Consider the following 20,793-nt stretch of genomic DNA (forward strand, 5'->3'; position numbering starts at 1 on the left):
AAATCACACTCAATCCATCGTATATTGTATTTTTGATTTTTCAGCATGACGTTCAAATGCTAATTCAATCAGTTCATCAATGAGTTCCGGATAGGTTACACCCGAGTTTTTCCATAATAACGGGAACATGCTCGTTGGAGTAAAACCAGGCATTGTATTGACTTCATTGATGAGAACCTCATCGTCTGCGGTAACGAAAAAATCAGCGCGGACCAATCCCGAACAATCGAGCACTTTAAATGCGCGAATTGCCATGTCTTCCATTTCCGCTTTCACTTCCGAAGTGACTTCTGCAGGAATGACCAGTTCCGTGTTGCCATCTTTATATTTTGCTTCATAATCATAAAAGTCCGTAACGGGTTTAATCTCTCCAGGTACTGAACACGTCGGATAATCATTCCCTTTTACGCTTAATTCTACTTCTCGAGCTGTGACACCTTGTTCGACAATTACACGACGATCGAATTTCAATGCGAATTCGACCGCTGCAATTAAGCTATCACAATCCGTCGCTTTGCTAATCCCAACGCTCGATCCCAAGTTTGCCGGTTTGACAAACATCGGCCAACCCAATTCTTGTTCCATTTGACCTAGTAGCTGGTCGCGATCTTGTTTCCAACCGCTACGAACAAAATGGACATATGGCACTTGGTTGAGACCTACTTGCGCGAATAATTGCTTCATAGAAACTTTGTCCATACCTGCCGAAGAGGCAAGCACACCGTTTCCGACGTACGGAATATTCATCACTTCGAAGAAACCTTGCACAGTTCCATCTTCTCCGTTTGTTCCGTGTAAAAGCGGAAAGATTACGTCGGGTAGTCCTGCTCCGCCATTTAAAAAGTCATGAATGCTGTCTGGTTTGCTTTCGCCGTTGCCTGCCAAACGCAGTTCTTCGATTGTTTCAACTGGACGCTCGAGTGGTTGCCCTTTTCTCCATTCGCCTTCATACGTAATATAAACCGGAATGACTTCATATCTTTCAAAATTAACCGCTTGAATGACTGCACGCGCAGTCGATAATGAAACTTCATGTTCTGCGGATTTTCCGCCGTATACTAAACCTAAACTTTTTTTCATAGTTTTTCCCTCGCCGTTCATTTGAATTTGTATCACTAGTTTACCATGTGTACCCATCAAGCATGAATGAATAACTAAAAATAAATACTAAGTCATATAAAACATTGGCAACTTCTCCCCATGCCGAAACGTCTATTTTACTGTATACTATAGAAAACTTCTTTTTATTAAAGGTGATTAAACGTATGAAACTATCAAACAAACCTGCTGAGCGTTTTGATTGGACGCTCGCTTTTATTTTATTGCTCTTTTGCATCGTGAGCTTAACAGCCATTGCTTCTGCACAAACAACCGGACAGTACGGGATTAACTTTGTCCCGATACAAATTCAATGGTATGTAATCGGCTCGATAATCGTTGCTGGCGTTATGTATTTTGAGCCTGACCAGTACAAGAAAATCGCTTGGTACGCCTATGGATTTGGTGTTTTTGTCCTGGCCTTCCTATATTTTGCGCCTGGCGGTGAAGGTCAAATTGCTGAAGTGCAAAATAATGTAAAAAGGTGGCTTAACCTGCCTGGTATCGGGAAAATCCAACCTTCGGAATTCATAAAAACTTTTTTCATTCTTGGAATGGCCCGGTTAGTAAGTTCGCATCACGAGAAGTTTGAAGATAAAACTTTAAAAACCGATTTCTTACTTCTAGGTAAAATTATGCTCGTATTAATTGCACCGCTTGGCTTCATCATGGAACAACCGGATTTAGGTACATCTATTGTATTTATTGCGATTACTGCCGCGATTATTCTCGTTGCGGGGATTTCATGGAAGATTATCCTTCCTGTATTTATCAGTGGTGCTGCGGGTGTAACTACTTTACTATGGGCAGCGATTTATGCGCAAGATTTTATGAGCGAAAAGCTCGGTTTTGACCTTTATCAGTTTAAAAGAATCTATTCTTGGTTAGATCCGTACTCTTTCCCTACCAGTGAAGGAATGCATCTTATCCAAGCGATTACTGCGATTGGTTCCGGCGGCATGTTCGGGAAAGGTTTCCAAGGCCGAGAAGCTTATGTGCCTGAAAATCATACAGACTTTATCTTCGCGGTCATCGGCGAAGAATACGGGTTTATCGGTTCTTGTATCGTCATCAGTCTATTTTTTGTTTTGATCTATCATTTAACAAAAATTGCGTTGGAACTTAAAGATCCGTTTAGCATGTACGTTTGCACAGGGATTATTGCCATGATTACTTTCCACGTCTTCGAAAACATCGGTATGAACATTCAAGTTCTTCCGATTACTGGAATTCCGCTTCCATTTATCAGTTATGGCGGAAGCTCCCTTATGAGTAATATGTTGGCCATCGGACTTGTTTTCAGCATGAAATTCCATCATCGAACTTATATGTTCGGTGCGGATGATGATGATTAATACAAATCGCAATATAAAAAGCTCCAGTGGAATGAATCCACTGGAGCTTTTATTGTGTTAGTTCGATTGAATTTGCGGATTTTGTACTGACGGTGCGAGGACTTTCAGCATTTCTAATCGGGATTTTGTTATCGTAGCCGAAACACCTAATTTCGCCAGATTGGAGATAATTTGTTTCAAATCCATTTCGTTAGCCATAATATCCACCTCGACCTTTCATGTATATTTACTAAGACGTTATTAAGTATTAAAAGTTGCATATTTTATAAGAAATATGGTATTCATGTCAGCATTAATTTGATTATACCACCTAAGCACCCCTTCAAGTTTTTCATTTGTGTTACAAAACATAGTTTAGGCTTAATTTTGTGGAGTTATACTTTGTTTTAAATACTTTCTCATCACCTCCAAATATTGAACCCTTTTCTTTGTATACCCATTTTTTGAAAGGTATAATTGCGGTATTGATTTTTACAGAAGGCGGTTGGCGTTATGAAAAAATCCATACTATTATTAATGTCTGTACAATTTTTTGTTTATCTTGGGTTTGGTATTATTATTCCGATACTGCCAGAAGTTATTATTCAGCAAAATCTGTCAGAGATACATGTCGGCGGGCTTCTAACGATTTATGCGCTTGCTTCATTTTTCACAGCGCCGCTTTGGGGTGCCTTGTCAGATCGAACGGGACGTAAAAAGTTGATATTAATTGGCCTACTTGGTTTTAGTCTCAGCTTCTTTTTATTCGCTTTCTTCATTGATAACATTTTCCTTCTTTATGCCTCGCGCGTAGTTGGCGGTGTATTCTCTGGTGCTTTATATACTGCGGTTACAGGTTTTGTTGGAGATATGACGACTGAAGAAAATCGCAACAAGTATATGGGTTTCCTAGGAATGTCAATTGGGCTAGGATTTATTTTCGGACCTGCGATTGGCGGCGTGCTTGGGGACATCAATCTTCAAGTGCCTTTCATTGCATCGGGCGTTCTGACCTTGCTCCTTCTTGTTTATGCGGGAATTATCTTGAAAGAACCAGAACGAGTTGGCGAAGCGAATAAGCGCCAATTATTGCCCAAAGGCGGCATGATGTTTTGGCAGTATCGTATTAGAAACTTGTTCTTACTGTCCTTCATGGTGACATTAATTCTTGCGGGGCTTGAATCGACATTTCAACTATTCCAGATTTCAAAAATTGAAATCACGCCAATCCAAATTGGGTATCTGTTTATGGTCAGTGGATTTGTTGACGCTGCGATTCAAGGCGGAGTTGTTCGTAGAATAAAAAACGGGATGGAGACTCAATGGATTTTAGGTGCTCAAATCGTAACGGCAATCGGACTTATTCTGATACCTTTTTCAACGAATCTTTTTTGGGCCGGATTTTCACTAAGCGTGTTCATCGCAGGAAACGCATTGGCACGGACCGCACTGGTTTCATTGACATCAAAAGAATCTGGTGGAAAATACGGAACGGCTGCGGGGATGACGTATTCGATGGATAATATGGGGCGTATAATCGGTCCTCTTTTATTTACATGGCTTTTCACAAAGATGAACGGCGACATCTATTATATTTCCGCGATTCTAGCTGTCATCTCGATTGTGTTAATCTTCCTTTATAGGAATTCGAAAAAATCACTGCGAAATGCGTAATTTAAAAAGGCGAAGTTCTTAATGAACTTCGCCTTTTTTATATGAGCTTTTCTAGATTCCGTCTGACATAGTTTGGCATCCGATCTTCTGGTATAGAGGCTATTTCTTGATATGAAACCCCTTCACTCAGGAGTGATTCTACAAGGACCCACCCAGCATAATAGGCTTCCCGCTCAATTCCAGTAGTACCTTTTCCAATTATGAATTGTTGGAGAGCTTCAGTTGATGAATCTGCTAAATGCGGTAGAATTCCGTTTAAGATTGCGGTTTCTTTTGATGCGGCAGTTTCCAACCAACCTGATTTATATTCTGCATAAGCTTTATCAGGATAACCCGGCATAATTTGCTGACTAGCCCGCATTGCTAATCCTTCCTGTAATACTGTTGATGCAATGGAGCGTTCCCATTCCATCGATAAGTTCGCCGTTTTCGAATGAACAATATGCGCCATTTCATGTGCCAATGCAATATCGGAACTGCCCGTTTCGATTGATAAGCAAAGCGCTAAACGGTTATCGCTATAGGGAGCCACGAATGCATTTCCTTCAAAGGCACCTACATAGTACAAAACGGCAATTGAAATGTTTTCATCACATCCAAATAGTCGTTTCAATTCTTTCATTGAATTAGAAACCGCTTGTTCATCAGGTTGGAATGCTTCTAGTTGCGGTATGGCTAATGCATATTGATTCCACGCGTCTTCAAGCATTTTTCGTGCCATCTCACTTCTCTCTTCAACGGGCGGAAGCGCAGCAAAATTATAGTTTTCTTCCCATAGCTTAAAGATTAAGTCCATATCGCCATTTGCCGCCTTTGCTTTCTCGTAAAAAGTTAAAAACTTAGGTACTAAATTTACGATCTCGATATTATCCATAAGCTTATTTTAAACCTACTTTCGTTTCTAATAGTTCAATGGCTTTCTCCATGTCTTTGTCTACGAAAATATGCTCAGGTGTCCAAGGTATATAGATTTCAGGTATAATGCCTACCTTGGTCATTCCCTTCCCTATGTCTATACGGGATAAGCGAGAGGTTGGGTACATCAGTTCAAATCCTTCAGGCCATTTCTTGCTCGCCAAATTTGCGTAATCATTCAGCCCCAATGTTGCACGACCGATAACCGTTATTTTGTTTGATTTCTTGGCTAGTTCCACGAAAGAGTCACCTGAACTCCCACATCGATTATCTGTCAAAACGATGATTGAAGCTGGATGTTTAGAACCTTTTATGAATGTATCTGGCACGATTTCTTCAAAATTAAATTGAACGAATCCTTTCCCCCTATTTCTCTCCCACTCTCGGCGGAAGACATTCAGGAATACTCGCGCTTGTTCATCTTCTACACCTTGTAAACCTTCGTCTATATCCGCAATAACGCGGGTTGCATTATCTTCTGTACAATTAAATAACATATCGTCATCTTCATCAGCTAGCTCGACACCTTCCGCGGGTAGCAAGTATTCAAATAATGGTTGATAACTAGAATCGCTTCCCCCGTTATTTACGCGCACGTCGATCATCCATTTATCCGTGGAATCAAGCAAAACTTTATTATCAGCGACCATTTTTACAATGGCGTCTGGATCCGCGAAGTCGGTCATTGTAATGACAACGATATCTTCGTTTATTTTCTTGACGGAATACTCGGGTATATAGGGCACTTTATCGTATAAATTGAACTTGATTGTTTTCCGGGTCCCTTTAGTATCCTCGACTTCGCCTTCCTCGTAGAGCGATAGAATCGGTAGCCAATTTTCTCTCTCTGCATGGTTTTCATTTAATAAACGATGATGCTTTTCTCTTAATTCTGGAATGGTGTGACCGCCTAACGAGACAAAACGCATACCCAGTTCTACTTGCGTTTCTGAATCCACTTCTGTCACATACAAACCATCTTCATATCTACGCACTCTGAATCCGCGACTTTTTGCCTTTTCGCTAGTTGAACTTTCCAAGAGAAAGTAGACGTGGCTATCATTGAAATCCAGTAAATAATCTTCAACGAGTTCCTTGAAGTCTTGTTTTGTCATTGAAGGATTGCCTTTAAATGTTTGAATGAAGTGCGCTGGTCGATCGCATCCTTTCTTGTCTTTCCATCCTGCATAATCATGATTCATAATGTGGACAATTTCATTGAATATATTTTCCATTTAAAACACCCCATTCTATTGTTCTTGTATCGCTTCTACTTTTACCACTCTAGATTTATCGAGTTCTGGATGCGCCATACGGACGACGGATGGTCTTGCAAGTACGAGAACGACCCCAATCAATAATATACTGGAGATGATGAGGATCCACTGCGCTGGAAATATATCATACAGAAACCCGTATATAACCATTCCAAGTGGCATCAGCCCAATCGCCATCGTTTCAAGAATTGAAAATACACGCCCTTTATAATCATCTTCAATCATCTTTTGCATCATAACTTGCATCGGTGTATTGGAGAGTATCATCGTCAACCCGAAAATGAACATAATCATGACATAATAGAAAAACATCCAATTATACGAAATTGTGAAGATTAAGGGGACTGATATCGAAGCCATAATCAAGCCCATTGTAATAATCCCCCACTTCCCTACTAAGAGAGGGTATTTCATCTCTTTTCTTACTGACAAATAAATCGACATCAGCAACATTCCGACTGCAAATGCACCTTCAGTAAGTCCGAAATGCTGTGCGACCATTTTCATTTTTTCGATTAGAATGAACGAATATCCCACCATGAATGCACCGAACAAGAAGTTAATAAAAAGTGACACCCAAATGATGGCCATTAAGATCGGTTGTAATCTTAAATACGCGAGACCAGCTTTCATGCTTTGTACCATCGTTTCTTTCGGTTCACCCTCAACCTTTTCTTTACGTTTAGCGTATAACTTAAAATCCATTGTCGACTCCAAAATGACTGCGAGGGTCGATGCTGACATGTACATGATCAGGAATACAGGCATTGAAACGGTTCCGTATAGAAGCCCTCCCACCGCTGGACTCCCGATTGCTGCAAAAGAAATCGACATTTGATTTAACGACATCGCTCTTTGAATTCTTGCTTCATCGACTAATCCTGTAATAGACGATGTAAAAGCGACGCCCGAAAATGTAGAGGTTATCGATAAAATAACCGTTGTACTATAAATAGCAATGAGTGAAAGACCAGAAGTTAACGTCACCGCTAATAGTCCTCCTATTGCCAACGTTGTCGCAATCTGAGCTAAAATTACAATCATTTTCCGCGAGTATCTATCTGCTACATAGCCGACAAACGGCGTAATTAATGCCCGTGGTAAGATATTACAAATTAGATTTGTCGCAAAGCTCGTTGCGGATCCAGTCAGTTGTAAAATATAAAAACTAATCGCAAATGCGTAAACTTGTGCGCCGAAGGAAGAAATTATTTTACTCGTCGTAAAGGTCCAAAGGTTATGCGTCGCACGTTTTAATTTTAAAGCTTCATTCATAAAATTCACTCCATTCTAAAATCAATTGTTTAATTAGATTAAACAAATAATAACACGCTTACCCTTTCATTTCAAGAGAAAGTTTAATATAATTAAACTATATTCAGATTCATGGAGGTGTGCCACATCGAAACATTAGGTGAACGGATTCGAAAGTTTAGAAAACAACAGAAATTCACATTGGAAGCATTAGCAGGAAGTGAGTTAACAAAAGGCATGCTCAGTTTGATTGAAAACAATAAGGCGAATCCTTCAATGGAGAGCCTTACCTATATAGCGAAGCGACTTGGCGTAGAAGTTTCTGAGTTGTTGGAGGAAGTAAGTAGTCAGGAACTACGTGAGGTTTTGGTAAAAGCTGAAAAGCTTTATTATATCAAGTTTGAGGATTTGTCGGACGAGCATGATCAACTGATTACTTTGATACAACCTTATCTTCCAAAATTGACTCACGGCTACGAAGCGGCTCGCCTATTGGAGTTATATAGCAGAACGCTTCATCATGAAAATATAGAGGGCTGGAAAATCTATTCGGATAGAGCCGCTCTTATGTATGAACAGATGAATATCATACCGAGACGAGCTAGCGTAGCTATATTCCATGCAAATGTTAAATTTACTGAACGTGATTACAGTGGCGCGCTCAAAATACTTTTATTGAAACGATCAGAAATTGAAGCTCAAAATTCATTTATTGACCCGACGACCCGATTGGATTTTGACTATACAGAAGCAGTCCTTCAATTTGCAGTAGGCAACTCAAAAGAAGCATTAAAAGTTATGGAAAGTGGGATTGCATTTTCAAGGGAAAAACAAGTTTTTTATCAGATAGATTATTTATATAAACTTGCAACTTACCACGCCATGATGATGCGCGATGAAGAAAAGATGAAATACTATGTTAAAAAGATTGCATTGTACGGGGAATTCGCTGACGACAAAGAAGCAATCTTGTTCACAAAATTCATCGAGATAGAATATCTAAATTCTTTTAAAAAAGACTATGAAAATGCTTTGCGATTATTGGAACTTTATTATGCTGAGTATCAATTAGGAAAAATACATTATTCGTTCTTCCATCTTGAGAAAGGGAAGGCCTTATTCGGATTAAAAAGTTATGAACTTGCACTTGTCGCGCTAAAAAAAGTGGACATTCCTTCCCCCCTTCATCATCCGTTCGATTTAGGCACTCTTTTTGAAGCGGATGCTTATATGGCACTATCTTATCTAGCGCTTGGTAATCAAGATAAAGCTCTAGAACACGCCAAGTTAGCTTACGACAATATTTCACCGATGCCTGATTCACCCTTTAAAGATTTCATTCATGAAACCTATGAAAAAATCCGCAGTCGACAATGATGTCGTCTGCGGATTTTTATTTAATGTGAATGATTTTGTGGCTTTGGTCGTTTGATTGGTTGCTATGGTCGCTTCGACAATGGGTTTAGTCGTTTCGATTGTTGCTTTAATCGTTTAGAACAAGCCTATGGTCGTTTCGACAGCTGCTTTGGTCGTTTTGCCGAATTCTTATGCTTCGACCGTTTGGCCGTCTACATTTCCATTATAAATATCTGTATCTAGTTCGCCTGACATGCGTGCTGTTGTGACGCCCGCTGTCATCGAACCACTTACGTTTACCGCTGTACGTCCCATATCAATTAGTGGTTCGACAGAAATCAGAAGTCCTGCAAGAGCGACAGGTAAGTTCAGTGCGGATAAGACGAGTATTGCAGCGAAGGTTGCTCCCCCACCTACACCGGCTACTCCGAACGAACTGATTGCGACGATAACTATTAACGTAACTAGAAATTGTGCATCGATTGGTTGACCGACTGAAGGCGCAATCATCACGGCAAGCATCGCCGGATAAATACCCGCACAACCGTTTTGGCCGATTGATAATCCGAATGCGCCGGAAAAGTTCGCTATGCCGTCTGGAACACCGAGACGGTTGGTTTGCGTGTTAATGTTTAGCGGTAATGTTCCCGCGCTTGAACGAGATGTGAAGGCGAATAGTAATGCGTCCCCGGCTTTCTTCACGTAAGTGATTGGGTTTAATCCTGAAAGCATGATAATAATCAAGTGGATTCCGAACATAACGCCTAACGCGGCGTATGAAGCCATTACGAATTTACCCAAACTGTAGATTGCGCCAAAATCGGATGTGGCTACTGTTCTGGCGATAATTGCTAATATCCCGTAAGGAGTTAAGCGTAATACGATTCGTACAATCCCCATGATTAGCGAATAGATGGCGTCTATACCTTTTTTGACAGTCGCTGCATTTTCAGGTTCTTTTCGTGAAACTGCCAAATAAGCAAATCCTAGAAACGCCGCGAAAATGACAACGCCAATTGTTGATGTCGGACGTGCGCCTGTGAAATCAAGGAATGGATTGGCTGGTAATAAATCAATCAGCTGCTCAGGTAGCGGACGATCAGCAACCTCACCAGCTCGTTCCTCTATTGAAACGCCGCGCGACAGTTCCGCTTCGCCTTGAACAATTTCAGATGCGTCAAGACCGAATAGAAGCGTTGCGGAGATACCGATAATTGCGGCAATCGCAGTCGTTCCAATCAGCATTCCTAAAACTCTTCCTGCCATTTTCCCAAAATCTTTCCCGATTGTCACTTTCGTAAAAGCAGCAAGTATCGAAATAAATACCAAAGGCATGACAATCATTTGAAGAAGCTTTACGTATCCGACACCGATTATATTAAACCAAGGCATCGATTCTTGTAGAACAGCAGAATCTGTTCCGTACGCAAAATGTAAAATAAGACCATAGGCAATCCCGAGGCCAAGCCCAGAAAATACGCGTTTGGAGAATGATACATGTTTACGTTGCATTGTATAAAGGAAACCAACTAATAGTAGAAGACCTACTATATTAATAATCAGAAATAGCGAAGACAATTTTTTTCCTCCTAAAATAGAATACTATAATCCACACTTTATACCAGTAATACATATCAGTCAAGTAGGGATTACAATTAATTTAAAATCAACGAAAATGTTAGGATGTCCTTCTTATTTTACAACTTTCCTTTTTCCATCGGGTATACTATAGAATGTAATCATTAAATGAGGAGGCGCTTATGACGAACTTCATAAGTTTTACGGTCACCGCAATACTTGTATTAAACATCTTTCTTGCAATCGCTCTTATTTTTCTCGAACGTCGTGACGCCACATCCACATGGGCTTGGTTAATGGTCTTGTTCTTTATTCCGTTTTTTGGATTCTTTATCTACCTAATGCTAGGACGACGCTTTCGAGATAAACACCTTTTTCGTTGGGAGGGTCGAAGTAAAATCGGCATCGACCAACTCATCAAATATCAAATTGAAGCCATTGAAGATAATACACTCGATTTCCGACATAAGGAAACTGAGAAGCATAAAGACATGATAAATCTTCATCTACGAAACAATGATGCCGTGTTAACACAAGATAACGACGTCCAAGTTTTCAACGACGGAGCAGCAAAATTTTCAGCACTTATTGATGACCTTGAAAATGCAAAGGACCATATTCATTTCCAATACTATATTGTTAGACTTGATAAATTGGGAAAACGACTATTGGATGTGCTTATTCAAAAAGCAAAACAAGGGGTTCAAGTGCGATTACTCTATGACGACATGGGCTCACGCGGCGTTCACAAACGACATTTCAGAGAATTGATCCGCCACGGCGGCCATGTCGAAGCTTTTTTCCCTTCAATTTTGCCGCTCATTAACCCACGTCTAAATTACCGAAATCACCGAAAAATTGTCGTGATCGACGGGCGTATTGGCTATATTGGCGGTTTTAACGTGGGTGATGAATATCTAGGACTAAAAAAGAAGTTTGGATATTGGAGAGATACGCATTTGCGAATTGAAGGAAGTGCGCTTCACCCACTTCAAACTAGATTCCTGCTAGATTGGAATCAAGCATCTGCGAATCAGGATATTGAATATAACGATACTTTCTTCCCAGCGATTCCTCAAAAAGGGTCTGTCAGCATGCAAATCGTTTCAAGTGGACCTGACTCTGAGTGGGAACAAATTAAAGATGGGTACTTAAAAATGATTTTCCGAGCCGAAAAGTATATTTATATTCAAACGCCCTATTTCATACCGGATATCAGTTTTGTGGATGCTCTTCGAATCGCTTGTTTGTCGGGAGTCGATGTACGAATTATGATTCCTAATAAACCTGACCACATGTTTGTTTATTGGGCAACATATGCCAACGTCGGGAATTTATTGAAAGCTGGCGCTAAGATTTACATTTATGAAAATGGTTTTCTTCATACAAAACAGATTGTGATTGATGATGAAGTTTCAACTGTCGGAACCGCAAATATTGATGTTCGAAGTTTCAAATTGAACTTTGAAGTGAATGCTTTCATCTATGATCGTGATAAATCACATGAACTTGCAGAACTATTTGAACAAGATATGTTGCTTTCCACGGAATTAACGTTAGATAAGTACAATGAAAGGTCAACAATGATAAAAATAAAAGAATCGATTGCGAATTTAATTTCTCCGATTTTATAAAACAAAGGACGCCCGATGAAGAAGGGGCGTCCTTTTTATTGTGTATTAAATTTCTAGATATTCCTCAAGCGTGATATTTTGCTTGTAGATTTCTTTTGCTATGTCGATTCCGACATAGCGGAAATGCCAGGATTCGTGCATGTAGCCAGTTATTTTTTCTTTGCCCTCTGGATATCGCATGATAAAACCGTAACGGTAGGCATTTGCGGCTACCCATTTACCGGCTTCTGTTTCGCCGAATTTTGCTGATGCAAAGTATTGTTCGTTATTCACTTCGCCGATGTCAAAAGCGAGACCTGTTTGATGTTCAGAGTAACCTGGTCGTGCACTGTAGCGGTCAGCAGCTTCACTTCCATCGCGTTCTACATAACGCTCGTATAAACCGGTCTGGTAATCATAGGAGCGATAGGTGCTAAATGCAATTAGCTCAAAGCCATCTAATTTAGCGGCTGCTGCCATTTCACTAAAAGCCTCTCTCGCCTCTTTACTTTCCCCGGGTGAATATGTGCTTGGGAGGGGGTATTGCTTATTTGCGATAAGTACGTCTTTTATATAAGTCGGTTCTTTCGGTAATTCTTGCCCTTCAATATAATTACGATTGTCTCTTTCAGGCGTTTCTGCCTCTGGTTTCTCAGCTTCTGGGGCTTCCTTTCCAGGTTTTTCAACTTCATTATTTTCATCTATAATTTCAGATTCAACGTTTTCTTCTGTATTTGCAGGCTTAGTTGTTTCATCTTCAGATTCATTCGCATCTTGATAGATTACTTGTTCAATTTTCTTATAGCTCTTTTCTAAATCCCAATCATTTAGGCCAATCCAACTAATTATCCCTGCTGCGATAATCCCTAGACTAATAAGGGTTACGGGTAACACTTTGCCTTTTTTATTCTTTTGTGATCTATATTGATAACTTTTTTTCCTCTTCATTTCATATAGCCTGCCTTTTCGCAATATCACCTAAGTTTACCATCATTTCTTAGCCAAGTCGCTCTTAAACTGATTTCTCAAGCACTCGAATTAGATAATTCTATAAACAATTATCAAAACGATAAAAGCAACGACAAAAAAGAGGGAAACCCATTTCATCCATTTCGATTCGCGTACTAGTCCTTGATCATGAAATGTTTTTGACCTCAACCCATTCGTTAATGCAAACAATGCTACCATTGAAAGAACTGCCATGTTCAAATTGAGCTGAACAATAAAGTAAAATGAAGCGATTATCGCGATACCAATTCCAATTCCAAACACCCTTTTAATATTCATTCGTAAAACCCCCAAAAAAGAAGCCGAAGATTCCTCTTCGGCCTCATTCATTATTTATTTCTCATCTTTTTTTGGTGCTTTTTCTTTTGGTTCGTCTTTTTTCGCTGGAGGGTTGGAATCTTTTTTTGAAGCTGATTTCTGTTCACTCTTATCCGAAGTTACAGCTGGTTGTACTGCTGGTTCTTTATAGTACAACTTTCGTCCAAGGTAAGTTTGGAAAATAAGTAAAACTCCCCCGACTGCCCAGTAGAGTGGAAGTGCAGCTACTGCCTTGAAAGAGATAAACATAATCATGATTGGTGATAAGTAGATGAACATTTTCATCTGCTGTTTTTGTTGATCAGGCATTGTCCATAGTGAAACGCGTGCTTGAACAAAATAAACTGCACCCGCAATGAGCATCATAATCATATCTGGACTGCCTAGGTTAAACCATAGAAACTTAGTCTCTTTTACTTCTGGTGAATATAGAATGGCGAAATACAGTCCCATAATGATTGGCATTTGAAGTATAAGCGGTAAACAACCCATATTGAGCGGATTTACCCCGTGCTTCGAATAAAGCCCCATCATTTCTTGCTGTAATCTTGCTTGATCTTCTTTATTACCTGTTTCTTTCGCTTCTTTTAATTGCTTTTGGATATCTTCCATCTCTGGTCGAAGCGCATCCATCTTTATTTTCATTTCTTGCTGTGACTTATAATTTCTAAGCATAAGTGGCATAAGAACTAGTCTTATCAATACGGTAATAACGACAATCGCTAAACCATAACTACCGCCAAATTGACCACTAAAAAAATGAAGTAACCATTCCATCGGTTTGACCAAAAGATCGTAAAACTTGCCTTCTTTGTTTTCGACTCCAGCACAACCACTTAAAAAAATAGCTGCAGTCATTAATATTGTTAATAATCCAAATCTCTTCATCAATAGATTCACCTTCACTAATTTCAAACTACTGAAAAGTATACAACAAATTGACGTAGGAATACAATTATTCTACGTCAATTATGATTTCTCTTCTAATGGAAGTGTGCAATGAAAATATTCTCCGGCTAAGTTGTTGCGAAATCTTCGTGGTGTTTCGCCAGTATACTTTTTGAATATACGCGTGAAGTAGCTTTGATTGCAAAAGTTAAATCTATCCGAGATATCCGAGATTTTCATATCTGAAAAACGCAGATAGTATTGTGACTTTTCAACTTTTCTTACATTGATATATTCAACAAGGGTAATTCCAGTGTGTTCACGAAAGATTCTTGATAAATGGCTTGTACTGACATCAAACATAGCGGATAGTCCTTCAACCGACATGGGTACTTCTACTTCACTGTCAATATATTGAACTACTTTGTTCACGGTATGGTGCAATAATAATGAGGGTTTTCTTTCCGCAACAATATAGATAAAAAACTCGATTAATTCATCCGCTAATTTTTCTGCATTATCCTTTGCCAATCGTTGTTCGATTAAGATTAAACTCGTCGAATTAAATGATAACGCTTTCTTTGGTGCTGAATACTCTTTACGAATATATCTTGCAATAATACCTGTTAGCGCGATTAAATAGTATTTTATTTCAATTTGCTCATGATCCTTCTCAGATGCTTTCTTAACAATTCCAATCATTTTTTTCGCAGCATGTTTAGCCTCTTGTTTTTCAAAACGATATAACTGTTTTAATAGTTTTTCTTCCGTTTCAAAAAAATCTTTTACAATTTCGAAATAACGACTTTGCCCGATTTCATCATGGAATTTAGTTACTGAAACAGGCATTTCACCCAGCATTACGCTCACCATTCTCACCTCTCGATAAAAGTTTTTCTTAACTTCGATTAACAATAGTTGTAATATTCAATCTGAACACTTTTTGAAAAAGCGCACCCCATGCAAGGCGCGCTCTTTTCACTTATTCTGGTTGTTTGTTATCTTGTTGTGGTTTATGGTTTTCAGTGTAAAGACCATCTAAATCTTCTGCTGATTCATGCTTATCCTGAACTTCTTGGTTGTAATAATGCACGCTCGTTTGCGCGCCTTCACTTACCATTTTGTTATCTTGCGTATCGTAAGGATCTGAATGACCAACTTTGGTATCTGTTGCACGGTTCATTTTTTGAGTCTCGATAAATGAATCCACTTTAGTTTTCATGTTATTAAATGCGACTTGTGCTTTATCACGATTTTCTTTTTTACTAAAATAAGCATAAGCACCCGCGGCAAGTGTCGCAAGTAGAAAAGTATTTTTTTTACGTGCCATATTAATCATTCCTCCTGAATTATCGAAAGTTTGTAATAAGGTTATATTATAAGTATACCCGAATCGATGTATTTAGAAACTTTTCTTGTACCTAATTGATACGCTTTGAATTTCTAAGGTAGTTTTTAGCGCGTTTATTTGTTATGATTACAAAAAGAAATACTGAGGTGACTAGGGTATGATTCGACCGATGACTTCTAACGATATCGAACATATACAACGAATTGTTCATGATACATGGCGTGAAACGTATTGCGGAATCATTCCCGAGGAGCTACAAACAAATTTTCTGGAACGTGCTTATTCGGATATGATGCTAATGATGCGAATGGAAAAAACAGCGATGCTGGTTGCCGAATGTGAAGGCGTTCCGATAGGCTTTGCAAATATAACAAAGGTTGACAATGATGGTGATGCTGAGTTGACGGCAATGTATATTTTACCAACCCATCAAAAATGCGGTTATGGCAAAAAGTTATTTCATAATGCCCTTACTACACTTAAATCTGCATCGCAAGTATTCGTGTATGTAGATGGCAATAACGAAAATGCACGCACATTTTATGAAAAGCAGGGCTTTCAATTACTAGACGTTTTCGATGAAACTTTTGAGGGGCATCCGGTGGAAACTGCTCAATATGTGTATTCGTGCAAAAATTATTAAGAAAAACCGCTCCCTTAGGGATGCGGTTTTAATTTTATCTGTTATAACGGGCGTAATGTATCATCATATTGATTTTCAACAAATGTTGTCTCATCAGTAAGTGGCGCTTTTCTTGTAAAACATAAGATCCCAGCTATATATAGTAGGATAGATGTTGGCGATAAAACAAATGTAAACAATCCTGCAAGTATGAACATGGTACCTGCTAGTTTTGGATTTTTATTATTCCAAATGAATATGATTCCCACAATCGTAGCGATAAAGCTAATCACTAATACGATTACAAAAAGCCAGCTAAAGTCCGCAAACGTTTTGATCATGTCTATCATTATCGCAACATCTTCCGTACCTATAGTCGGATCTGCTTCTAATAATTGCGCTTCCATCTCACTTCTAAGTGATCCATCTGATAGTGCTACATTAATAAATGCTGCAAAAACAAAAAATCCAATGATACCTAGCAATGTAAACACTGCACTAATAATCGATAATACTTTCTCCGCCGTACGCTTCATTATAAAACCTCCTATTATTCTAGTTCTTTAATCTATACGAATCTACTATTAAATAGTTTCATCTTTTATCATTTTCGTGCGGATAGTTTACTTATAAGAAAGAAAGGCAATCCGTTTTATGACGGATTGCCTTTGTTTAGACTTTTAAATCATTGTAATCGTCATAGCGCTCGAAAGCTGTGACGACATACGAACAAATCGGTTCCATCTGGAAATTTTTCTCTCGTGCATATTCTGCCGCACGGTCGAGTAGTTTTTTTGCAACGCCTTGTCCGCGCAATTCGGGTGATACAAAAGTATGATCTATAACCATGACGTCACTCAACATTGTCCATGATATTTCAGCGATCACTTTACCTTCTTGTGTATTGCGAAATGCATATGCGTCTCCATCTAATTCTACTAATTCAAATTCCATGCGATAAAACCCCTTTCTATTCTCAGTTCGTATTAATCGGGCGTAAGGAAGCTTCAATTTCCGCCCTGCGCGGCTCTAAAAATGGTGGTAATGCCAACGTTTCTCCTAGTTTATCAATGGGTTCGTCACTTGTAAACCCTGGTTCATCGGTCGCCAGTTCGTAAAGAATCCCATTCGGCTCTCTGAAATAAATCGATTTGAAATAATAACGATCGACTAAGCCGCTCGTCATAAAACCATTTTTTCGTAAATGGTTTTCCCACTCTTCGTATTCCTCCATTGTTTTCACACGGAATGCAACGTGGTGCACACTGCCGCGCCCCGGTCTTTCCACGGGTAAATCCGTTCTAGTTTCCAGGTGTATTTCCGATGCAGGACCGCCTTCCCCAGTTGAAAATACTCGAATCTCAGGCATACCGTTCACTGTTGACGGATAAGAACCTATTTCTGTGAAATTGAGTACTTCAACAAGAACTCTGGCAGTCGATTCCGGCTCTCGCACGGTTAACGACACGGGTCCAAGTCCAACAATCGAAAATGCTTCTGGAATATCTTCTTTCACCCATGGCGTGCCATACGCAACACCTTCTCCATTATCGACGACGAGCATGAGCCGTGAACCTTCATGATCTATAAATGATAATGTTTTACGACCAAATCTTTCTCTGACTTCATCGTGTTGGATTTGATATTTTTCAAATCTTTGTTTCCAAAAATCTAACGCTTCTATGGACATGACACGAAATCCGGTATTACTAATACTCGAAACACCAGGATAGGTCCTTCCGGCATTTGGAATATCAAAATAAGTCATATCCGTGCCTGGCGTCCCCTCTGCATCTGCATAAAACAGATGGTACGAAGACGTTGAGTCCTGATTAACCGTTTTTTTGACAAGTCTCATACCTAGAATAAGCGTAAAAAAGTCGTGGTTTTTTTCTGCGTCAGCGGTTATGGCTGACACATGATGGATGCCTGCAAGTTTCATAATTAATTTCCTCCTTAACATGTCTCGAATTCAAGATAACTTAAGTTTATCATGGTAAACGTTAGTTCACAATAAGTTTGTTTTGCTAATGGACTCTATAGTTTATGATTACCTTTTTGGGGCTGGGACAAACAATTTAATGGCGGCTATGGTCGTTTGCTTGGTTACTTTAGTCGTTTGAGTAGAATCTTTAGTCGTTTGGGTTTATTTTTGTTTTTCTAAATTGAAAATAAAAAAACAAGCCTGGAAATAAGGCTTGTTTGGAAAATCATATTATTCAAACCAAGTTTTAACTGAATCAACTAGTTTCGAAAAGAACTCTTTTACTTTATCCCAAAATCCAGGATCAATTTCACCGATTTTTTCTTTGATTGTTTTGCTCATATCCTCAAGTTGGGAGGATAATTTGCTGAAATCGATATCTAGACTACGAATCTTATCCATTAAATCGATAAGAAGTTGACGATCGGCTTCACTTAATTCAATGTTCAATTTTTTAAGTTGCTCATTGACAATTCGCTCTACATCTTCTTTTGTTGCAGGGTTTTGTTCCGAAATTTGTTTTTTAAGTTCAGTTAACAGTTCCGAAACCTTATCTTTATCAATCCCTGATCCCTCTGAAAACTTTGTGGCCAAATTCAATTCATCATTGGCGACATCGGTACGATCTGTATCGAGCGTTTCTCCGCTAACTTCATATGCTTTGTAAATGCCCACAAGTGCTGAGTGGCCTGTTACTGGTTTCGGCGACGCAACTTCAACAATTGCATCTTCGATTCCAGCTGTCAGCATTGCATTCGCATACATATCAGCTGTTACTTGCGTGATGTTATTCTGCGTCACGATTGTAATGACGAGTCCTTTTCCAGCATCTCGTCTAGTGATTTTCGCTGATGAATACATGCGCGCATTTTTATTGCCATCTTTTATATAAGTCGTCAGGTCATTGCCATCGACGGTTACCTCTTCAACTTCCGCTTCATTAGCTACGTCTAGACTTTCCTCCACGCTTTCTCTTTCAGCTGCAGATAAATCCGCGCCGTAAACAACGATTGGCACGCCTAGCTTTTCGTCAATAACCTTGTCTGCATAAGTTGTATCTGGTAGAACAAATGCAACGACTAGAGCTAGTGATGCAATAAACATCAAAATCCTTTTCATAAATAAACCTCCTTTATCTACTATCTACCTATTAGTACGTTTCGACTAAAAAAAGGTTCCTACCTATTCGGATATTTGAGTCCAACCATCTTCTTGTGTCACTTTTCGTTCCCTCATCAGTCGGCCAAGTGCTCGTTTAAAAGCGCCTTTACTCATGCGGAACATCTCTTGAATTTCATCCGGCGTAGATTTGTCTGTAAATGGCATTTTTCCACCGACTTTTTGTAAATAGTCGAATAATATTTCAGCATCACCTGTTAAACGCTCCTCGACACGCGGGAGCATTGAACCGTTCATCGTCCCATCATCATGTACTTCAACTATACGAACATCGACTTCTTGTCCAAGACGCGGCTCGCCTTCTTGCTCCGTGTTATGAACAAAGATCCGATAATTTTCAGGAATGCTCAACATAAATGAACCTACCGGTAATAAACGGTATGCTCTCGCTTTCAAATTCATGTTAAAAAGAGATGGTTCTGCTTTCGCGTATTGCTCCATCACTCGTTCTTCTGTTGCAAGCCTACCGAAAATCTCGCCGCCTAAATCCATTCGCAGTGTCATGTACAATTCATCGCCTGGTCTTGGCCACAACGAACGAATTCTTGGCATATCAGCGCCATTTACAAGAACTTCAAAAGAAGAACCTATATCTACATAGACACCTTCACGTTCATCGATGCGGATTACTGTTGCCCACCCGAATGTATCTGCTGTCATATTGGGCATTTTCATCGTAGCTGTTAATTCACCACGGCGGTTCGCATATAAAAATACAAGCACGAAGTCTCCAACTTCCACGCCTTCTTCTGAATCTGAAACGTTTAACATGATATCATCTTCGTCGCCCCGAAGAACCCATCTCGAACCTTCTTGACCGATTATTTCTAACTCTGCTGTCTTTCCCGACTGTAATTGCTCCATATACAACCATCCTTTGTCTATTGTTTCTTATCTGTTAACTTTTTAACAAATTGCGTATCCTGTTCCAATGTTTCTACTAAATCGGTGATGCGGTCAATCGCATTCCAGCTCAAATGATGTTCAATTCCTTCAACATCACCGTAGATATTTTCTTCATTCACACCGATTATTCGGAGGAAATCCTCGAGAATATCATGGCGTTTCACTAGTTTCTTACCGAATGCGAGACCTTTTTCCGTTAATTCAAGCCCTTTGTAACGCTCATAATACACATAGCCTTCTCTGTCTAATCGTTGAACCATTTTCGTTACTGATGATGGTAGCACGTCTAGCGATTCCGCTATGTCCGAAGCACGCGCAATACCATTTCTTTCAATGTGTAAATAAATTTGTTCTAGGTAGTCTTCCATACCTGGTGTAGCCAATTTAGATCGCCTCCAGTATGTATTCACCGAACACCCTTCATACCTCTCCTATTAT

At 39.4% G+C, this 20,793-nt stretch carries 22 protein-coding genes; 5 read left to right on the forward strand and 17 right to left on the reverse strand.

Translation table 11 applies throughout. From position 1 onward, the window contains the following. Positions 1-9 precede the first annotated feature (9 nt). Complete coding sequence (locus tag J4G36_RS13115) at positions 10-1,080, reverse strand: D-alanine--D-alanine ligase (protein WP_210470854.1); 1,071 nt, start codon at positions 1,078-1,080, stop codon at positions 10-12. Positions 1,081-1,265: 185 nt separating this feature from the next. On the opposite strand from J4G36_RS13115, the gene J4G36_RS13120 reads away from it, so the two are divergent. After that, complete coding sequence (locus J4G36_RS13120) at positions 1,266-2,453, forward strand: FtsW/RodA/SpoVE family cell cycle protein (RefSeq protein WP_210470855.1); 1,188 nt, start codon at positions 1,266-1,268, stop codon at positions 2,451-2,453. Positions 2,454-2,510: 57 nt separating this feature from the next. Here the strand turns inward: J4G36_RS13120 and J4G36_RS13125 are convergent, their stop codons facing one another. Then, complete coding sequence (locus J4G36_RS13125) at positions 2,511-2,651, reverse strand: Lmo0850 family protein (RefSeq protein WP_210470856.1); 141 nt, start codon at positions 2,649-2,651, stop codon at positions 2,511-2,513. A gap of 294 nt (positions 2,652-2,945) precedes the next feature. Here J4G36_RS13125 and J4G36_RS13130 point away from each other — a divergent pair, with 294 nt between their 5' ends. Then, on the forward strand, positions 2,946-4,106 hold the full coding sequence (locus J4G36_RS13130) for an MFS transporter (RefSeq protein WP_210470857.1): 1,161 nt from the start codon (positions 2,946-2,948) through the stop codon (positions 4,104-4,106). Between the two features lie 37 nt (positions 4,107-4,143). On the opposite strand, the gene J4G36_RS13135 is transcribed toward J4G36_RS13130, so the two are convergent. From J4G36_RS13135 to J4G36_RS13145, 3 genes are read right to left on the reverse strand one after another with little or no spacing between them, the layout of a single operon-like run. Then, a complete protein-coding gene (locus J4G36_RS13135; RefSeq protein ID WP_210470858.1) occupies positions 4,144-4,980 on the reverse strand; it encodes a hypothetical protein in 837 nt (278 codons plus the stop codon). 4 nt (positions 4,981-4,984) lie between these two features. After that, positions 4,985-6,256, reverse strand: a complete 1,272-nt coding sequence (locus J4G36_RS13140; RefSeq protein ID WP_210470859.1) for a S41 family peptidase — start codon at positions 6,254-6,256, stop codon at positions 4,985-4,987. Positions 6,257-6,271: 15 nt separating this feature from the next. Next, entirely contained in the window at positions 6,272-7,573 is a 1,302-nt protein-coding gene (locus J4G36_RS13145; protein ID WP_210470860.1) for an MFS transporter, read from the reverse strand. A gap of 111 nt (positions 7,574-7,684) precedes the next feature. On the opposite strand from J4G36_RS13145, the gene J4G36_RS13150 reads away from it, so the two are divergent. After that, on the forward strand, positions 7,685-8,929 hold the full coding sequence (locus tag J4G36_RS13150) for a helix-turn-helix domain-containing protein (RefSeq protein ID WP_210470861.1): 1,245 nt from the start codon (positions 7,685-7,687) through the stop codon (positions 8,927-8,929). A 168-nt stretch (positions 8,930-9,097) separates the two neighbouring features. Here the strand turns inward: J4G36_RS13150 and J4G36_RS13155 are convergent, their stop codons facing one another. Continuing rightward, positions 9,098-10,486, reverse strand: coding sequence for an L-cystine transporter (locus tag J4G36_RS13155; protein WP_210470862.1), 1,389 nt, complete (start codon positions 10,484-10,486; stop codon positions 9,098-9,100). A 182-nt stretch (positions 10,487-10,668) separates the two neighbouring features. On the opposite strand from J4G36_RS13155, the gene cls reads away from it, so the two are divergent. Further along, the gene (cls, locus tag J4G36_RS13160) at positions 10,669-12,120 is read left to right on the forward strand and encodes a cardiolipin synthase (protein WP_210470863.1); all 1,452 of its coding nucleotides are present in this window, start codon (positions 10,669-10,671) and stop codon (positions 12,118-12,120) included. A 45-nt stretch (positions 12,121-12,165) separates the two neighbouring features. On the opposite strand, the gene J4G36_RS13165 is transcribed toward cls, so the two are convergent. The 5 genes from J4G36_RS13165 to J4G36_RS13185 all read right to left on the reverse strand — a co-directional run bounded on the left by J4G36_RS13165 (position 12,166) and on the right by J4G36_RS13185 (position 15,643). Continuing rightward, positions 12,166-13,047: a M15 family metallopeptidase gene (locus J4G36_RS13165; protein ID WP_210470864.1), complete on the reverse strand. Its 882-nt coding sequence runs from the start codon at positions 13,045-13,047 to the stop codon at positions 12,166-12,168. 90 nt (positions 13,048-13,137) lie between these two features. Beyond that, positions 13,138-13,386 carry a hypothetical protein gene (locus J4G36_RS13170; protein ID WP_210470865.1) on the reverse strand — a complete coding sequence of 83 codons (249 nt, stop codon included), beginning with the start codon at positions 13,384-13,386 and terminating at the stop codon, positions 13,138-13,140. A 54-nt stretch (positions 13,387-13,440) separates the two neighbouring features. Next, a complete protein-coding gene (gene yidC / locus J4G36_RS13175) occupies positions 13,441-14,313 on the reverse strand; it encodes a membrane protein insertase YidC (RefSeq protein ID WP_210470866.1) in 873 nt (290 codons plus the stop codon). An 81-nt stretch (positions 14,314-14,394) separates the two neighbouring features. Further along, positions 14,395-15,186 (reverse strand): helix-turn-helix domain-containing protein, encoded by a 792-nt coding sequence (locus J4G36_RS13180; protein ID WP_210470867.1) that lies wholly within the window; start codon positions 15,184-15,186, stop codon positions 14,395-14,397. Positions 15,187-15,295: 109 nt separating this feature from the next. Next, complete coding sequence (locus tag J4G36_RS13185) at positions 15,296-15,643, reverse strand: hypothetical protein (protein WP_210470868.1); 348 nt, start codon at positions 15,641-15,643, stop codon at positions 15,296-15,298. Positions 15,644-15,821: 178 nt separating this feature from the next. On the opposite strand from J4G36_RS13185, the gene J4G36_RS13190 reads away from it, so the two are divergent. Continuing rightward, complete coding sequence (locus J4G36_RS13190; protein WP_210470869.1) at positions 15,822-16,307, forward strand: GNAT family N-acetyltransferase; 486 nt, start codon at positions 15,822-15,824, stop codon at positions 16,305-16,307. Positions 16,308-16,348: 41 nt separating this feature from the next. On the opposite strand, the gene J4G36_RS13195 is transcribed toward J4G36_RS13190, so the two are convergent. From J4G36_RS13195 to mntR, 6 genes are all read right to left on the reverse strand, one after another. Beyond that, complete coding sequence (locus J4G36_RS13195; protein ID WP_210470870.1) at positions 16,349-16,822, reverse strand: DUF4064 domain-containing protein; 474 nt, start codon at positions 16,820-16,822, stop codon at positions 16,349-16,351. A gap of 136 nt (positions 16,823-16,958) precedes the next feature. Next, on the reverse strand, positions 16,959-17,240 hold the full coding sequence (locus tag J4G36_RS13200; RefSeq protein WP_210470871.1) for a GNAT family N-acetyltransferase: 282 nt from the start codon (positions 17,238-17,240) through the stop codon (positions 16,959-16,961). 22 nt (positions 17,241-17,262) lie between these two features. After that, complete coding sequence (locus J4G36_RS13205; RefSeq protein WP_210470872.1) at positions 17,263-18,228, reverse strand: ring-cleaving dioxygenase; 966 nt, start codon at positions 18,226-18,228, stop codon at positions 17,263-17,265. A gap of 273 nt (positions 18,229-18,501) precedes the next feature. Then, complete coding sequence (locus J4G36_RS13210; RefSeq protein WP_210470873.1) at positions 18,502-19,389, reverse strand: DUF1002 domain-containing protein; 888 nt, start codon at positions 19,387-19,389, stop codon at positions 18,502-18,504. Positions 19,390-19,452: 63 nt separating this feature from the next. After that, entirely contained in the window at positions 19,453-20,313 is an 861-nt protein-coding gene (locus tag J4G36_RS13215) for a CvfB family protein (protein ID WP_210470874.1), read from the reverse strand. A gap of 17 nt (positions 20,314-20,330) precedes the next feature. Further along, on the reverse strand, positions 20,331-20,738 hold the full coding sequence (mntR, locus tag J4G36_RS13220) for a transcriptional regulator MntR (RefSeq protein ID WP_210470875.1): 408 nt from the start codon (positions 20,736-20,738) through the stop codon (positions 20,331-20,333). Positions 20,739-20,793: the final 55 nt, after the last annotated feature.

Origin of the sequence: Sporosarcina sp. 6E9 (assembly GCF_017921835.1) — a bacterium.
Lineage (GTDB): Bacteria > Bacillota > Bacilli > Bacillales_A > Planococcaceae > Sporosarcina.

Coding starts and splice junctions, on each gene's coding strand:
- J4G36_RS13120 (WP_210470855.1), top strand. CDS start 1,266: ATGAAACTATCAAACAAACCTGCTGAGCGTTTTGATTGGACGCTCGCT.
- cls (WP_210470863.1), top strand. CDS start 10,669: ATGACGAACTTCATAAGTTTTACGGTCACCGCAATACTTGTATTAAAC.
- J4G36_RS13195 (WP_210470870.1), bottom strand. CDS start 16,822: ATGAAGCGTACGGCGGAGAAAGTATTATCGATTATTAGTGCAGTGTTT.
- J4G36_RS13215 (WP_210470874.1), bottom strand. CDS start 20,313: ATGGAGCAATTACAGTCGGGAAAGACAGCAGAGTTAGAAATAATCGGT.
- J4G36_RS13200 (WP_210470871.1), bottom strand. CDS start 17,240: ATGGAATTTGAATTAGTAGAATTAGATGGAGACGCATATGCATTTCGC.
- J4G36_RS13140 (WP_210470859.1), bottom strand. CDS start 6,256: ATGGAAAATATATTCAATGAAATTGTCCACATTATGAATCATGATTAT.
- J4G36_RS13180 (WP_210470867.1), bottom strand. CDS start 15,186: ATGGTGAGCGTAATGCTGGGTGAAATGCCTGTTTCAGTAACTAAATTC.
- J4G36_RS13150 (WP_210470861.1), top strand. CDS start 7,685: ATGGAGGTGTGCCACATCGAAACATTAGGTGAACGGATTCGAAAGTTT.
- J4G36_RS13170 (WP_210470865.1), bottom strand. CDS start 13,386: ATGAATATTAAAAGGGTGTTTGGAATTGGAATTGGTATCGCGATAATC.
- J4G36_RS13125 (WP_210470856.1), bottom strand. CDS start 2,651: ATGGCTAACGAAATGGATTTGAAACAAATTATCTCCAATCTGGCGAAA.
- J4G36_RS13130 (WP_210470857.1), top strand. CDS start 2,946: ATGAAAAAATCCATACTATTATTAATGTCTGTACAATTTTTTGTTTAT.
- J4G36_RS13190 (WP_210470869.1), top strand. CDS start 15,822: ATGATTCGACCGATGACTTCTAACGATATCGAACATATACAACGAATT.
- J4G36_RS13165 (WP_210470864.1), bottom strand. CDS start 13,047: ATGAAGAGGAAAAAAAGTTATCAATATAGATCACAAAAGAATAAAAAA.
- J4G36_RS13135 (WP_210470858.1), bottom strand. CDS start 4,980: ATGGATAATATCGAGATCGTAAATTTAGTACCTAAGTTTTTAACTTTT.
- J4G36_RS13115 (WP_210470854.1), bottom strand. CDS start 1,080: ATGAAAAAAAGTTTAGGTTTAGTATACGGCGGAAAATCCGCAGAACAT.
- yidC (WP_210470866.1), bottom strand. CDS start 14,313: ATGAAGAGATTTGGATTATTAACAATATTAATGACTGCAGCTATTTTT.
- J4G36_RS13185 (WP_210470868.1), bottom strand. CDS start 15,643: ATGGCACGTAAAAAAAATACTTTTCTACTTGCGACACTTGCCGCGGGT.
- J4G36_RS13210 (WP_210470873.1), bottom strand. CDS start 19,389: ATGAAAAGGATTTTGATGTTTATTGCATCACTAGCTCTAGTCGTTGCA.
- J4G36_RS13145 (WP_210470860.1), bottom strand. CDS start 7,573: ATGAATGAAGCTTTAAAATTAAAACGTGCGACGCATAACCTTTGGACC.
- J4G36_RS13205 (WP_210470872.1), bottom strand. CDS start 18,228: ATGAAACTTGCAGGCATCCATCATGTGTCAGCCATAACCGCTGACGCA.